This window comes from Acidobacteriaceae bacterium, assembly GCA_035944135.1.
GTDB lineage: Bacteria > Acidobacteriota > Terriglobia > Terriglobales > Acidobacteriaceae > Granulicella.
Map to the genome: position 1 here is coordinate 255,194 of DASZBM010000002.1, position 16,209 is coordinate 271,402.

At 57.5% G+C, this 16,209-nt stretch carries 6 protein-coding genes; 4 read left to right on the plus strand and 2 right to left on the minus strand.

Annotated elements, in window-relative coordinates; genetic code table 11:
* The first annotated feature begins 194 nt into the window (after positions 1–194).
* Both VGU25_03770 and VGU25_03775 read left to right on the plus strand, forming a co-directional pair.
* Complete coding sequence (locus VGU25_03770) at positions 195–4,151, plus strand: TonB-dependent receptor (protein ID HEV2576309.1); 3,957 nt, start codon at positions 195–197, stop codon at positions 4,149–4,151.
* 218 nt (positions 4,152–4,369) lie between these two features.
* On the plus strand, positions 4,370–6,601 hold the full coding sequence (locus VGU25_03775; GenBank protein HEV2576310.1) for a DUF6259 domain-containing protein: 2,232 nt from the start codon (positions 4,370–4,372) through the stop codon (positions 6,599–6,601).
* Positions 6,602–6,646: 45 nt separating this feature from the next.
* Here VGU25_03775 and VGU25_03780 read toward each other — a convergent pair whose 3' ends face one another.
* Both VGU25_03780 and VGU25_03785 read right to left on the minus strand, forming a co-directional pair.
* A complete protein-coding gene (locus VGU25_03780; GenBank protein ID HEV2576311.1) occupies positions 6,647–8,902 on the minus strand; it encodes a GH92 family glycosyl hydrolase in 2,256 nt (751 codons plus the stop codon).
* A 67-nt stretch (positions 8,903–8,969) separates the two neighbouring features.
* Positions 8,970–10,385 (minus strand): glycoside hydrolase family 125 protein, encoded by a 1,416-nt coding sequence (locus VGU25_03785; protein HEV2576312.1) that lies wholly within the window; start codon positions 10,383–10,385, stop codon positions 8,970–8,972.
* Positions 10,386–10,672: 287 nt separating this feature from the next.
* Here VGU25_03785 and VGU25_03790 point away from each other — a divergent pair, with 287 nt between their 5' ends.
* Together VGU25_03790 and VGU25_03795 are read left to right on the plus strand one after the other, a co-directional pair.
* A complete protein-coding gene (locus VGU25_03790) occupies positions 10,673–12,838 on the plus strand; it encodes a beta-galactosidase (protein HEV2576313.1) in 2,166 nt (721 codons plus the stop codon).
* A gap of 45 nt (positions 12,839–12,883) precedes the next feature.
* The gene (locus VGU25_03795) at positions 12,884–16,189 is read left to right on the plus strand and encodes a glycoside hydrolase family 38 C-terminal domain-containing protein (GenBank protein HEV2576314.1); all 3,306 of its coding nucleotides are present in this window, start codon (positions 12,884–12,886) and stop codon (positions 16,187–16,189) included.
* Positions 16,190–16,209: the final 20 nt, after the last annotated feature.

Sequence of the window (16,209 nt, forward strand, 5' to 3'; positions counted from 1 at the left end):
TTCATAATAGACGTCTTATTTTTAGTGACCGTTCTCTCGGATTTTGTTTGACACCCTTGAAATTGTTCGCCTAAGATTGCGGGCGAACTCAAAAACACATCGTTGGTGAAGTCAGGCTAACGAGCAGGAGTACTTTGATGGCCAGTCAATCGATTGCAATCAACTCAGACCCAATAGCGAAAGTTCACAGGGACGTGACAAGAGCTCGTTCTGTCACGCGGGCCATCTGGAGCAGCTTAATCCTGACGCTGGCTGTGATCGGTTTGCTGAGCCCGCGTACAGCGGTGGCGCAGGTGGATCAGGGTGCCATCATCGGCGTGGTCACGGACTCGAGCGGCGCAGTGATCCCGAATGCCCAAGTGACGGTTACGGAGACGGACACCGGGCTGGTGCTGAAGGCGAAGACGAACGGCAGCGGAAATTACTTCTTCTCGCCGATCAAGATTGGAAACTACACGGTTAGCGCCTCGGCACCGGGCTTTCAAACGACCGAGGAGAAAAACGTCGCCGTTCACGTTCAGGACCGGCTGAACATTCCTCTCCATCTGCAGCCGGGCAAGGTGAATGAGACCGTTGTTGTCACTTCGACGGCGCCGCTAATGCAAACGCAAACGGCTGAAGTGGCCATGGACGTCGACTCGAAATTCCTGAACGATGCACCGCTGGCGAATCGCAACTGGATCTTTATCGCGCAGGAAGCTCCGGGCATCACCCCGGAGATAGGCCGCGGCGCCGGCAATGGTGACTTTTCATCGAACGGCCAGCACGAGGAACAGAACAACTACCAGCTTGACGGCGTCGATAACAACGTTGCGAACAGCGACTATATCAATGGATCGTCGTACAATCTGGCTCCCCCGCCGGATGCCATTCAGGAGTTCAAGCTCGAGACCAGCAACTATAGCGCGGAGCTCGGGCGCGGCCATGGCGCGGTGTTCAACGCCACCACCAAGTCCGGCACCAACCAGTTTCACGGTGATCTCTGGGAGTATGTGCGAAACACAGCCTTCGACTCACTCGTCTGGAACCAGGCCCCGGGCTCGAAGGTTGCGGTATTCCATATGAACCAATTTGGTGCTACGCTCGGTGGCCCGATCATCAAGAATCACTTGTTCTTCTTTGGAGACGTTCAGGAGCAGCGCTTCGTGAACGGAGCGAATCCCACCACGTATAGCGTGCCCACGCCGCGCGAGCGTCGTGGCGACTTCAGCGAACTGCTGAATCCGACATGGGGCAATGGTACCTGCCCCATAGTGCTGTACGTGCCTAACACCAACGGCGGCAACGGCCAAGACAGCAACAACTACTATAAGTGTGCAAGCAACTCCGTATCCCACGGGCCTACGGGCAGCCTGCAGCAGTATGGCAATTCGCAGTACACGTATTCCGGGTATACGTTTGCACCGGGCCAGAACGTTTTCTCGCCAACGCAAATCGACCCGGTCGCCCAGAAACTGCTTCAGGAGTACCCCTGCCCGAACTATGCTTCTGCCGGCCAACCGAATTTTGGGAAGCCTAATGGCGGATGGAGTACGGGAGACTGCAATTCTACGAGCGATGTGGACCAGGGACCGACCTCCAACAACTACCAGACGAATCTGACGACGACATCGGATCCAATTAATTGGGATGGGAAGCTCGACTGGAACATCAGCAGCCGCGACCTGGCCACCTTCCGCGTGGACTACGCGCACTTCATTCAGACGAATCCCTCCCCACTCGGCCCGATCCTTGACGGCTACCCGAACTACGCGGGCCATAACCAGAGTTACCTGAGCGAGAACTTCATGCTCAGCGAGACCCATACCTTCTCACAGTCGCTGATCAACGAATTCCGCTTTGGGTTTAACTACGGCAACGATTCGAACCTGCAGTACAACTACAACGCGAACATTGCGGCTACTCTGGGACTGAACGGGGTACCCGTCAATCTAGCTAACCAGGAAGGCGGCCTGCCCTCGGTAGCGGACGGCTTCACAACCTTCGGAACTCACGGCAACGACCCAGCCCATGAGGGCATGAACATCTACCAGTTCCTGGACAACGTCACCAAGGTGATTGGGAACCACTCGCTGAAGGCCGGTGTCGAAATCAATCCCGGGCGCTGGTACAGCACGAACGCCGGACAGCCCCTCGGAAGCTACAGCTATAACGGCCAGTTTACCGGTGTGACCGCAGCAGGCGGACCCACTGGAAATGGCGCCGCCGATTTCCTAGCCCTCGGCACATTAGCGGGCGGCGGATACACCAACACAAACAACATGGCCAGCGGCCAACTCACCACCTTCGTGTACACGCACTTCGTGCAAAAATACAATGCCGCCTACGCGCAGGACGACTGGAAGGTGACGCCCAAACTTACCCTGAACCTTGGGCTCAGGTACGAATACTTCACGCCCAAGAGGGAGCAGGCCAACCAGCTAGCGAACTTCGTCCAACTGGGCAGCATGATGACGTCGAATGGCGCGGTTTCCTCAGCGGAACTGGTGATGCCGCAAGCCGATTCGAGCCAAACGCTTCCAGCGAACTTCCTGGCGCTGCTCAACGCGGATAACGTGAAGGTGGTCTACACCAGCAACCCGTACCTGACGTCCTTCCCCAAATTCAACTGGTCGCCAAGGGTTGGCGCCGCGTACCAATTCAGCCCGCAGACAGTGGGGCGTATCGGTGGCGGCCTCTTCATGGGCGGTTTTGAGCCGGGCGGGGGCGCTGCCAATATCCTTAATCCGCCCTTCATCGTGACCGCCGCCACAGCCGCCTTGCCGTCCTGCTCGCAGGGAAGTTATTGTGAATCGCAATATGCGTTCGGCAATACGCTGGAGGGCGGTCTCGGGCAGTTCATGGGGCCGGGCGGAGTGGCGAACCACGCTGCCTTCCCGCAGGTCTCGGAAGAAGACCCGAACATGCATATGCCCTACACCATCAACTACAACGTGAGCGTGGAACAGGTGCTTACGCCCACAACCACGATGACGCTGAGCTACGTGGGCAGCCTCGGACGCCACCTGGTGACGAGCACCGGCCCCAACCTGCCAATGGCGATTACCGTCGGCGGCGAGCAGCCGAACGGGTTCCAGCAGTTCCCGCATCTTGGTGGGTACGCTTACATGCAGTGGACAGCCGCGAGCAATTACAACTCGCTGCAGGCACAGGTGCAGAAACGCTACGCCAGCGGGCTCGCCTTTTTGGCCACCTATACCTGGGCCCATGGCTTCAGTGACGAAAGCGATCTACTGGGCGGAGACGTCGGGTACAAGTCACCCTACATCATCCCTATCAGGAACGAGTACACCCAGTCGGGACAAGATATCCGGAACCGCGCTGTGATCAACGTCGACTATGACCTGCCGTTCGGCGAAGGCAGGCGCTTTGTAAATCAGAACCGTATTCTGGACAAAATCATCGGGGGATGGAAGACCGACATGGAATGGTGGGGCCAGACCGGTCAGCCGTTTACGATCGGCATCAACAGAATCTCAGGCTGGGGGAACGCCAACGGTGGCACGGCCAACAGCGCCATCAAAATCGCCAACCCATTCTCAACGGGCCTGCCGGCGCCAAACGTAGGCGGCGATCCGGCTCGACAGAGCGGCATCACCAACGGGACGCCGTCCAATACAGCCGCGAATGTTTGCGCTGCGCAGACTCACACCAGGACGCGCTGGTACAACCCTTGTGCCTTTGAAGACCCGATAGGTGTGATGAGTAACAACGCGGCTGGGTACGCTGCCCTGGCGCCGTACGCAACGGGGTACTTCAGCTATTATTCCCCGGCCATCGGCCCCGATTCAGCGCTGAACGACGGAGCCTACAACAACAATGGGACACTCAACACCCTTGGGCCGGCGCCTTACGTGACGGGCTATCCGAATGTGGCGCCGTTCTTTGGCAGCACGAGGAACGATCTTTCCGGTCCGGGCAACTGGAGGCTTAATGCGTCGATCTTCAAGGACTTCAAGGTGTGGCGCGAGGGCACCTATCTGGAGCTCCGCGCGGACGCGTTCAACGTGCTGAACCACCCCAGCTTCGGCAACCCTGGCGGCGGCACGAACATAGGTGCCAACTCAGTCGCGCTTACCGGGCCGGGATCTAACCAGGCCAACACTATCGACTCGCGCTTCCTCCAGTTCTCAGGGAAGTTCGTGTTCTAACGTAGTTCGATTCAGCCAACCACAGGGCTCTGAGCATGTTGGATATGCTCAGAGCCCTATGTGCTTAACTTCGCCCAACTGAATCACGGCTGAGCAGGCATGTGAGGCGAAGACAAACGCAGGCCTGCGGATCAAAGATGTTTTGTAATTCAACGCAGCCGCAGCTACGGAATGTCATGTATAGTGTTGCAGAGACCGGTATCTCAAGGAGATGAGAGTTGAAAGAGGGAATCAGTCGCAGGACGTTTGGGAAGCTCGCGGGTCTGGCGACGTTTGGTGCGCTGGGTAGCGGCAGCGAGTTAGCGGCACAGGACCAAGAGTCGCGACCGATTGCGCCGATGAAACTCGGCGAGGAGGTTGTGCTCGAAGACGCGCAGGTTCATTTAGCGTTCGACAGCCTTTCGGGTGCGCTCGTGCGGATGGAGCGCAAGTCAGGAACCTGGGTGATCGAACGGCGGCCGGAGCTTGGCGCGTCATTCCGCCTGTTTGTTCCGTTAAGCAAACGACGCGATAACTTCATCATTGGAACGAAGCAGAAGGCGATTAGTGTTCAGAAAATTGCGCCGAACAAGGTGCGTATGCGCTGGGAAAATTTGCTCAGCGAACATGGCGGCGTCATGCCGATCGCGTTCACCGGCACTGTGACGCTCGAGAACGGCAAGCTGACGTTCGACGCGGAGTTGGAGAACAACTCCGACTGTTTTGTCGAAGCGGTGGACTACCCGTACTTCGGCGACTTCAATCCGCCCTCGCGCGACAGCGTTGTTGAGGCACACCACATGTGGGTTGGGGCGCTTTCCACGGATTCGATCTATCCGCGATTCGATAATGCGAAGGGTTATTGGGGAGTTCGGTGGCCGACGCGAACGATCGAATCGAGCCAGAGCCAGTACTGTCTGCTGCAGGCTATACAGCCGGGAACTGCGGCACAGCCGGGTGCTGCCGCGGAGCAGGGAATCTATGTGGCCATCGAAGATCCGGAGATTCGCTATCTGATGGAATTCACGTTCGAGCAGCATCCGGGGGTGGTGGACTGGACGTATGACGATGTGCCGAAGGAGGATGAGATCTCCGGATGGCCGGTGCATCTCGAATTCCGAACGTGTCACTTTGTGTTCGCGCATCCGCATTCGAAAGTGCAGTTTGCGCCGATCGTCATGCGGACCTATGACGGAGATTGGCATGCGGGGCTCGATGTGTACAAGCAGTGGCGAGAGACATGGTTCAAGAAGCCGCGCATTGCGCCCTGGGCGCAGGATGTGCACTCGTGGCTGCAATTGCGCGTGGACGGCGCAGAGCAGGATTACAGCGTTCCGTACCGCGACCTGGTGAAGTATGGAACGGAGTGTGCGGAGAACGGGGTCGCGGCGATTCAGTTGGTGGGATGGAATAAGGGTGGACAGGATGGCGGCGATCCATCGCTGGATACTGACCCGGGACTCGGGACTTGGCAGGAATTGCACGACGCGGTGGCGGAGCTGCAGGCCAAGGGCGTGCACATGATTTTGTTCGGCAAGCCGATCTTCGCGGACATGTCGACGGATTACTACAAGAAGGAGCTTTATAAGTACGAGGCTGTTGATCCGTACGGTAATAAGTATGAGTCGGGCGGATATGCGTATACGACGCCGACGCAACTGGCGGGGATCAATCAGCGGCGCCGAGCGATTATGGATGTCTGTTCCCCGGCATATCGCGAGATCGCAACGCACGAGTTCGAGAAGATCCTCGCGCTCGGGGCCCACGGATGGCTGTTTGACGAGGTGATGCAGCACAATGGCGTTCTGTACAACTTCGCGCAGGGGCATGGCTATACTGCTCCGGGTTATCTGTTCAGCGCCGATATCCCGCTGGTTAAGCAGTTTCGCGCAGCTGCAGATAAGGTGAATCCGGACTTTCTTTTTGCGGGTGAAGGGCCAGGCGACTGGCTGATGCCGTACTACTTTCTGGGCTATTACCGGATCGGAACGGCGACGCGTCATGCACTGCGTTACCTCGATTCCCAGGCGCCGCTGATGGCTGCCGTGCGGGGTTTCAATGCGCGCGAGGAGGTAAATCTCTGTTTGTTGTACCGGTACATCATCAGCTACGAGCCATTCAACTTCAAGGGGCATGTCACAGACTTCCCGCTAACGCTTGACTATGGCAAGAAAGTCGATGCTCTGCGGCGAAAGTATCGCAAGTTTCTGTGGGATGCAGAGTTCCGCGACACGCTGGACGGCAGCGCGTCAGCGAATGGGCTGTTCAAATACAGCGTGTTTATCGCAAACGATAAGAAGAGGGCGGTGGTTGTGATGAACCTCGAAGAGGCTCGCCCAATCACGGTAAACGTCGCTGTGCCGGGAGTCACGAACTTCGTTGTGGCCACCCCGGAAGATCAGGATGCACAACCAAACTCCGGGACGCTGACGGTGCCTGCACGTTCCGCGGCTGTCTTCATGGAAGCTTAGCCGCTTTGCAGCTATTGGAGCGTGCAGCGGATTATGCTGCACGCTTCAGCTTTTCAGCGGGTGATCCTGCATGGAAAATTCGATTCTTCCGCCGCGCATGACAGTCTCGTGGGGGAGATACGGAGATTTTTGAGGCGTTCCGTTGACGGTAAGGCTAGAGACGTAAACCGCGGTTTCGCTTTGGTCCCGGGCCTCGATCTCAAGCGTCTTGTTCATCGGGAGATGCAGCGTAACTTTTTCAAAGAGCGGGCTGCCGAATACGTACTCCGCCTTACCCGGGCATAGCGGATAGAAACCAATCGCGCTGAGAATGTACCAGGCGGCCATGGAGCCTGTATCTTCGTCGCCGGGAAAGTCGTCGGGACTGTAGAGCTTGTTGAGCACCTGACGGACCCAGTACTGCGTGCGATCTGGCCGGCTGGCCACTGCATAGATGTACAGCAGGTGATGCACGGGCTGGTTGCTTTGCGCATACTGTCCGAAATCGACGGCTGCCATTTCGGACATCTCGTGGATCTCCTGGCCGTAGACACCGACATGAAAGGTCGGCGGCAGCGACAACATACGATCGAGTGCAGCGACAGCACTCGCTTGGCCGCCCATTTGACTGATGAGTGCGGCGATTTCATGAGGCGCATCCCACCGATGTTGCCATGCCGAGCCTTCTACGTAGGGCGAGCCCCACTGGAATTCGTCGAAGGGCTCAAGCCATGTGCCGTCCTCATGTTTGCCGCGAAAAAACCCCGTCTTCGGATCAAACACGCGGCGCCAGTTGCGTGATCTCTCGAGGAACATGCGGGCGTCGTCATTCTGTCCGAGCGCAGTTGCTACCTGAGATATGCAGAAGTCGCCATAGGCGGCATCGACGGTCTCGGCGACGGACTGGCTTACGGATTCAACGGGAACATAGCCGAGTTTCAGATAACTCTCGATCCCACGACGCCCATATCCCTTTTCCGGATCGCCGGGTTGTGTCGCGTGTTTCTTTAGGCCCTCATACGCGGTCTTCAGATCAAATCCAGGGATGCCTTTCGCAGCCGCGTCCCCGAAGACGGCGTCGATGAGGCTGCCGGTCATGCAGGCGCGGTAACCGGGACAAGGGAATTGGGGGAGCCAGCCTCCTTCACGGTAGGCATTCACCCAGCTCTCGAGGATTTCGCCGAGTTTCTCCGGCCAGAGAATCGACATGAGTGGATACCAGGCGCGATACACATCCCAATAACCATGATCCGCATACATCACGCCAGTATGAACTTTGCCATCGTAGGGGCTGAAGTGTTGCGGTTGGCCGCTTGCGTCGAACTCGTGCCAGGTGTGAGGGAAGAGCAATGCGCGATAAAGGCAGGAGTAGAAGGTCTTTCGCTGGTGGTCTGTTCCGCCCGTGATCTCTATCCGGTTTGCGTAGCTGTCCCACTGCTTCTCTGCGCGTTCGCGGTTCTGGTCGACACTTTGACTGCCGAGCTCAGCCGCGAGATTGCGTGCGCACTGCTCGTATGAGATGAACGAGGTTGCGATGCGCGCGGCGATCTTGCGAGGACCCGCGTCACCAAAGCTGATGAGAGCGGCTGTGCCAGCACTTGTTTCCAGGGTTTGTACGTGTTCCCAAGGTTGGTCGAACTGAACGATGTAATAGGTTGCAAAGTTCTCCGGAACGCCACCGTGATTCGAGCGAGATTGAAAACGAATAGTGGTGTGGTTGGAGTCTTGCTGGAATGTGACATCGTGCCCTGGAACTTCGATTATGAATCCGGGGGTTTCCTTGCTGTGGTAGCTCGAACTGATGAGGGCACAGCGTTCCGTCGGAACCAACTCCGCATCAATCTGATAGCGCATCAGCTCCAACTCGAAAGAGAACGGCTGGAGGCGAGCTTGCTCGGGACGCCATGAGGACGATCGCGATTCCGCGTCCAGCTTCGGCGCGCCGGCGCAAGGAAGGAAAACTGCATGGCCGTAGTCGGCGAGCCAAGGGCTTAACTGATGTGTGCAGCGAAATCCCTGAAGGCGGCGGCTTGATGGATCAAACATCCACGCGGTTCCTTCTGCCGATTGAAGTGTCCAGTGCGCCATGCCAAAGGGGAGAGCGGCGATTGGAAGGGTGTTGCCGCGCGAAAATCGGTATGTGGAATTTGTTCCCTGTAGGGGATTCGCATTGCCGATATTGGCCGAAGAAGGCGGAGAGGTGCTTAGATCGTCGCCCGCCTGCTGGGCATCGGCCGCGTTATTGTCCAGCGCCACGCCGACGATTACCGCGGCCGAAGACTTAAGAAAATCCCGACGTCCGAGGGGAAGACGCTTTGTCATGTTTGGATCATCCATTGAACACCCTTGAACATTTCCGCATGATTCATAGATCTGGCAGCGCAGGAGGTCAGATTGATTCGCGCAGGAGGTGAGGTTTTTTCTGCAGGAGGTTAAGGATCAGCTCCCCAAAAAGAGTGTTCACCCAAGCGAACCATGGTCGCGTGAAATTTGACGCATCGTCTTTGTTGAACGACTCATGCATGAATTTGGTGCCCGCTGTTGTGTCACGCAGCCAGCGGAGGCACTGTCGAATTTCCTGATCATCATTCGACGTCATCGCCTGAACGATGATTCCCATCGGCCAAATGTTGGACTGGCCGGCATGCGGGCTGCCGACTCCGTCAGCGGCGGTTCCTTTGATGAAATACGGGTTGTCCGAGCTAAGTACGAAGCGCCGGGTGCGTTGATAGAGCGGGTCATTCGACGCGCAGCAGCCAAGGTAGGGAAGGCTGAGAAGGCTGGGCACTCCGGCATCATCCATCATCAATGCATTACCGTAGCCGTCGACCTCATACGCCCATATGTTGCCGAGCGTGCCGTGCTGTATAGTGCCATGCGCCGTGAGTGCAGATCGTACTTCACGGGACAGATCGTCGCAGGCTTGTGCGAGGCGCTCATCCTGCGCGGCCTTGTGGGCAAGTTCGGAGAGGAGCGACAGTGCTTGCACGGCGAACAGGTTTGCCGGAATAAACAGCGGGAAGATACAGGCGTCATCGGACGGCCGGAACATGGAGAAGATGAGGCCCACAGGCCTTGCGGGGTTTCCGTAGCCGCCGAGGGGCAGAGTGTCCGTGGGGATGCGGGAGGAACGCTGGAACTCGTAGGGTCCATTCCCGTTCTTGCGTTGTTGTTCGCGGAAGGTCTGTACGATCTTCCATGCGCTCGCCTTCCACGTAGCGTCGAACGGTGTGGTGTCCCCCGTGTTCTGCCAGTAGCCATGGGCGAGCCGGGCCACATGGCAGAGCGAATCGACCTCCCATTTGCGCTCAGCGACGCCGGGAAACATCGTGGTATCGTCATGCACTGCCCAGCTCAGCGGTGGATCAGCGGCTGTCCGCATGAAGGCGTTTGCATAAGGGTCGATCAGAACCAAGCGCGCATGCCGTCGTACAACGCCCTGCAGCATGGCTTGGAGGCGAGCGTCCTGTCGGGCGAACGGAAGATAGGGCCAGACCTGCGAGGAGGAATCGCGAAGCCACATTGCGTCGATGTCGCCGGTAATAATGAAGGTATCGGGCGGTCTGCTCTGCTGGTCGAAGAAAACAGTTGTGTCGAGAGTGTTCGGGAAGCACTGTTCGAACATCGCAGCGAGCTGGGGATCGGCAATGCGGCGGCTCGTCTCCCTGATGACGGATTCAATAGCCGGGCTGGAGAAGCGGCGCTCGGAAGGCGCGGGCCGTCCGGCCAAAGCCTGTGCCTGTGCCGGGGCCGCCAGTGGATGAACGGCCGACTGCACGACTGCGGCGCCCCCTGCGAGAAGCATCGATCGTCTGGAGATCCGGGGCAATATGGCCTCGCGTCTGAGCATTCCCGCTGCACGGCTAGAAAAATGATAGAAGACAGCGGCTTCAATATACCGGTCACTCACATCAATGTGCAACGCTATTCAAGCTTTGCCCGGCTCCATAAATGTCTCCACGTAGCTCTTTGATTCTGCGGGTCGCTCTGATATCGTTCTTGTAATTCTGGATTGAGACAATTAACCCCAGAGACCGGTTTCCTAAAATGCTCCCTTCATTTTCGATTAGGTGCGGGGGAAGGACAACGTAGATGAATCGGCGAACCTTTGCGAAGACTGTCGGTTTGTCCGGCCTGGGCGCTCTGCTTCCCAAGCCAATTCGCGCGACAAACTTGTTTGAATCAGATCCTCCCGGCAGTTCTGCCCTCGCCGCTTCTCCATGGGATGTCTATCGCCTGGGAGCTTCCTATTATCCCGAGTGGTGGGACCCCTCTGAGTGGGAGCCCGATTTTGCCGGGATGCAGGCACTTGGTGTGAACACAGTTCGTATGGGCGAGTTTGCGTGGTCGTCCTTTGAACCGCAAGAAGGAAAGTTTGTTTTCGACTGGATGGATCATGCGATTGAAATCGCAAATCGGCATGGCATCAAGGTCCTCTTGGGCACACCCACTGCTGCCGTGCCGCCATGGCTGTATCAGCTTCATCCGGATGTGCTGGGCGCCAGCGCAATCGGCCCCTACACGTACGGAGGGCGCAAGGGATATTGCACGAACAGCCCGAACTATCTCGCAGCGAGCGCTCGAATCACACAGGCGCTTGCCGAGCACTACGGCTCGCATCCTGGAGTTATCGGGTGGCAGCTCGATAACGAGCCGGGAATTCCTTTCGAGTGCTACGACCTGAACTGCGAGCATGCATTTCAGCGGTGGCTTCAGAAGCGGTATGGCAGTCTCGATGAGTTGAACCGTACGTGGAACGGGGCGTTCTGGAGCAACCACTATACGGACTGGTCACAAATTCACTTCCCGAAGAATTCCGGTGAAGGCGGATGGCAGCCGGCGATCAGTCTTAACTATCGCGAGTTCTTTTCGGATTCCTACCTCAATCATCTTCGTCGTCAGGCGGACATTCTTCATCAGGTTACGAAGCATCAGTTCGTGTACACCAATTGGCCAAGCACCACATGGTCGGTTGATGTGCACAAAGCTGGCGCCGAGTTTCTGGATGCGACGGCCTGGGATAACTACGTAAGCGCCCCGGGCCTGACGGAGTATCAGCATCAGTACATTTCCTGCTTGAATCACGACCTTGCGCGCTGTGCCAGCCACGAGCAACGGTTCTTCTGCGCGGAACAGATCGCGTATCTGCCGCCGAATGCACTCGACGAAGGTCTGCGGATGCAGGCTTATCTGAATTTGGCACACGGAAGTCGCGGCCATATCTACTTCGAGTGGCGCAGGCCAGTTGCGGGCGGAGAGCAAGCCCGGCCTTCGTTCATCAAGGGATTCGACGGCAAGTTGACCCCGCAGGGGCCAATTCTCGAACGCATTGGACGCGAGTTCGGCGAGCTCGGTCCTGCGCTTGCTAATGCCACGACGAACGCCGACGTTGGTCTTTTGTACGATTTCACGAATGAGTTCGCGCAAGGCTTCTGGTCGGTCGGCGACCGCACGGATCGTTATGACGCCGAGTGTTCGCGCTTTTACGCTGGGTTGAAGTCGTTGCAGCGCAACATTGATATCGTTCCTCTCACGGCCGAACTCGATCGGTACAAGCTGATTGCTGCTCCGAACCTACGGTTGATCGATGATGTGGTGGCGGACAAGCTGAAAGCGTATGTCGCGCGTGGCGGTGTGCTGATCCTCACTTACCGCGTCGGCACTCAGCATACTGACGCCAGCATGCGCCACATCCTGTCGCCCGGAGTGTTCGCTGACATCGCGGGCGTGTCCGCGATCGCAAGGCTGGATCTGGTTGAATACAGCTCCGCACGCGGACAGATGGACAGCGCGCATGAGACGCAACTGGGCGTCGTGTTCAACGGCAGTTCCGAGGTTTTCAAGCCACGGACGATCATGGAGTCTTTGCAACTGCATGGTGCTGAGCCGGTCGCATCCTTCCGCGGGGGTCGTATGGAAGGCTTACCCGCCGTGACGCGTCACCGCTACGAGAAGGGATGGGTCATCTATGCAGGGACCGACAGCGGAGAGCACGGCTTCCACGAGGGGCTCGCGAGTCTGGCCGCAGCTGCTGCCGGTGTTAAGCCACTGCTGGAAGTGCCGCGCGGCGTTGCGGTGACCACTCGTGAAGACCAGCACCGTGTCTACTACTTTCTGCTGAATTTGACGGAGACGCCACACGACAACATCGCACTACCCCGTCCGATGGAGAACTGGACGGAGAATCGCCGGAGCGTGTCGAGCGTTCGCCTGGAGCCGGTGGGCGTCGCTCTCTTGGCTGCTGCAAAGAACGCGTGACCCAGTCTCTCGTTCGCTCGCTTTCCTTTTGAAAGGTTCACCTAGATGAAGAAGACAAGATTCACGACGGCAGCCGCAGTACTGGCATTTTGTGCAGCACGGCCGGGCGTAGGCACCGCGCAGGCAGGGCAGGCGATTGCGACATTTCCTCCGACCGCGGAGACCACACTCAACCGCCTGTCCGGTCTCGATCATCTTGACAGCGGAACCTGGCGCTATCACGCGGCGGACATGCCCCACGGCGAAGACCCAAATCTGGATGACTCAGCATGGCCGGTGGCGGAATCTAATCGGGATCTCGGAACGGAGGCAATATGGTTTCGGCGTTGGATCGAGGTTCCCAAATCTCTGGATGGTTACGATCTGACTGGCACGGCAATCTGGTTCCATGCCTCGATCGATGCCCACCTTCCACTTACGCAAATCATCTACGTCAACGGCCGCCGCATCGCAATGGGAGACAACATTGAGCCTGTGGAACTGCTGGCGCACGTCACGGCGGGCGAGAAGATACTTGTCGCAGTGAAGGCGCTTGCGACTGTACTGCCGAAGCGTTTCAACGGAACACAGATCACAATCCACTTCTCACCGGACCGCCCGAATCCAGTTGATCTGCGAGATGAGGTGCTGTCGGCGGCCATCCTTCTCCCGTCGGTGGAAGCAGATGCGTCTGCGGATAGAAAGGTGTTGGAGAGGGCCGTCGATGAGATCGACATCAAGGCATTGGACACAAATGATCAGAAAAGGTTCGATGCATCGCTTCGTGAGGCGCAGTCCACGCTTGAGCCGCTAAGACCTACGATGCAGAAGGTGCAGGTATCTCTCGATGGCGATGCACATATTGATGCGGCATGGTTGTGGCCCTGGACTGAATCCGTCGACGTCGTGCGGCGTACCTTCTCCACGGCACTGCAATTGATGGATGAATATCCGGGATATGTGTTTACGCAGTCCGCGGCTGCGTACAACGAGTGGATGGCCGAGAAGTATCCGGACATCAACGATGAGATTGCAAGGCGGATCAAGGAAGGCCGGTGGGAGGTCGTTGGAGGTATGTGGGTCGAGCCCGACCTGAACATGCCCGATGGTGAGTCGACCGCTCGGTCGCTGCTCATCGGAAAACGCTGGTATCAACAGCACTATGGTGTGGATGTGCGAGTCGGCTGGAATCCTGATTCCTTTGGGTACAACTGGCAGTTGCCGCAGATCTACAAGAAGTCCGGCGTCGATTATTTCGTCACGCAGAAGATGAGCTGGAACGACACGAACCAGTTACCACTGAAACTCTTCTGGTGGGAGTCGCCAGACGGCAGCAAGGTGCTGACCTATTTCCCAAGAGGCTATGGGAATCGCGACGTAGGCCCCGTGCGGTTGTCTGCAAACATGGTGCAGGCGCGCCAACAAGCCCCAGGCATGACGGATATGTTGGACTTGTATGGCGTGGGTGACCACGGTGGTGGGCCGACACGCGTCATTCTCGATCAGGCCTCGCGCTGGATGCAGCCCGGCAAGGTTGCGCCGCAGATGCACTTCGGCACAGCGAATGCTTACTTCGAATCTGTCGAGAAGCAGATCGCGAAGGACTCGCCGGTCTGGAACTATCAGAGCATCGCGGAGGGATATCACCCACCCGAGCCGCAGTCCGGTTCGGTTGTGATTCCAACGTGGAAAGATGAGCTCTACCTCGAGACCCATCGAGGCGTGTTCACAACTCAGGCCAATCAGAAGCGCAACCTTCGCAAAGCGCCGGAGGCAACGCTGAATGCGGAGAAGTTTGCATCGCTGGCGTGGCTGGATGGCGACTCATATCCTGGAGTGGAACTGACGGAGGCATGGAAGAAGATCGCCTTCAATGGCTTTCATGATCTCGCCGCAGGCTCCGGCATCGCCCAGGTCTACCGGGATGCACAGAAGGATTTCGACGAAGTCCGACGGATTGATGATGAGGTAAGTCGCAAGGCGCTTGAGACGGTTTCTGCCCGCATTGATACGCGAGCTCCTCAGGGCGTTCCCGTCATCGTGTTCAATCCGCTCGCGTGGAACCGGTCTGGATTTGTCAATGTAAACGTGCAGCTGCCAAACGCTACCGCAGACGTATCGGTATTCGATGGTAGTGGACAAGTGCTGCCGTCAGAGGTGATCTCACATGATGCGACGACGAACAGGTTTGTAATTCGGCTGTTCGCACGCGAGATTCCATCCATGGGCTACAGCGTTTTCCGCGTTGTGCCGGGGCGCCGCACCTTCAAGAGTGATCTTGAGGCGCATGGAACAACGATTGAAAATGCATCTCTTCGGGTGACCGTTGATCCGAAGACGGGTTGCATTACGAGTCTCTATGACAAGCGTGCGAACTTTGAAACGCTCGCGCGGGGAAGCTGTGGGAACGAACTGCAGGCGTTCAAGGATACGCCGAAGATCTACGATGCCTGGAACATCGATCCCGGCACACTCGATCAACCGCCCACGCGCCTCGACCATGCCGAATCAGTGAAGCTCGTCAGCAACACGCCTCTCCGCGCCGTTGTGCGTGTAACGCGTTCCTGGCAGAGTTCGAAGTTCGTGCAGGATATTGAGCTCGACGCTGGATCTGACGAAGTGCTGGTCAATAACAACATTGACTGGCACGAAACGCACGTGCTGCTCAAGGCTGCATTTCCGCTGGCTGCAACCGCACCGTTCGCAACCTATGAGATCCCCTACGGGACGATCCAGCGTCCTACAACGCGCAACAATTCCTTTGAGAAGGCTCGCTTCGAGGTGCCAGCCCAAAAGTGGGCGGACCTGGGCGACACGAAGCAGGGTTTCAGTCTCATAAACGAGAGCAAGTTCGGTTACGATGCTGTCGGAAATCTCCTTCGGCTCACCTTGCTTCGGTCGCCTGTCTATCCGGACCCCAACGCGGATCGTGGGCCAAATCACTTTCGGTATGCGCTCTATCCCCATGCCGGCAGCTGGAAAAATGCGCTCACTGTCCGAAAAGGATTTGAATTCAACTATCCGCTGATTGCTATGCAAGTAGCCCCGCATAGTGGCCCGATGCCGTCGGAGCATTCGTTTCTGCGACCCGCATCAGACAACGTTGTCATAACGGCGATGAAGAAGGCCGAGGACACACATTCCATCATCGTTCACCTGTATGAGTGGAAGGGCGAGGATCACGACGTTGATATCGATGTCCCCGCCGGTACGACCGCTGCAACGGAGACCAATCTGATGGAGAAGCCCGAAGGTGAAAGTCTCCCACTGAAAGGAAATCGCGTAACGCTCCACGTGCATCCGTTCGAGATTGTCTCGTTCCGTTTGGACTACCCGGACAGGTCAGACGTACGATCGGGCGCGGCGGAGTGAGCGTTCGGCGCATGCCTGGA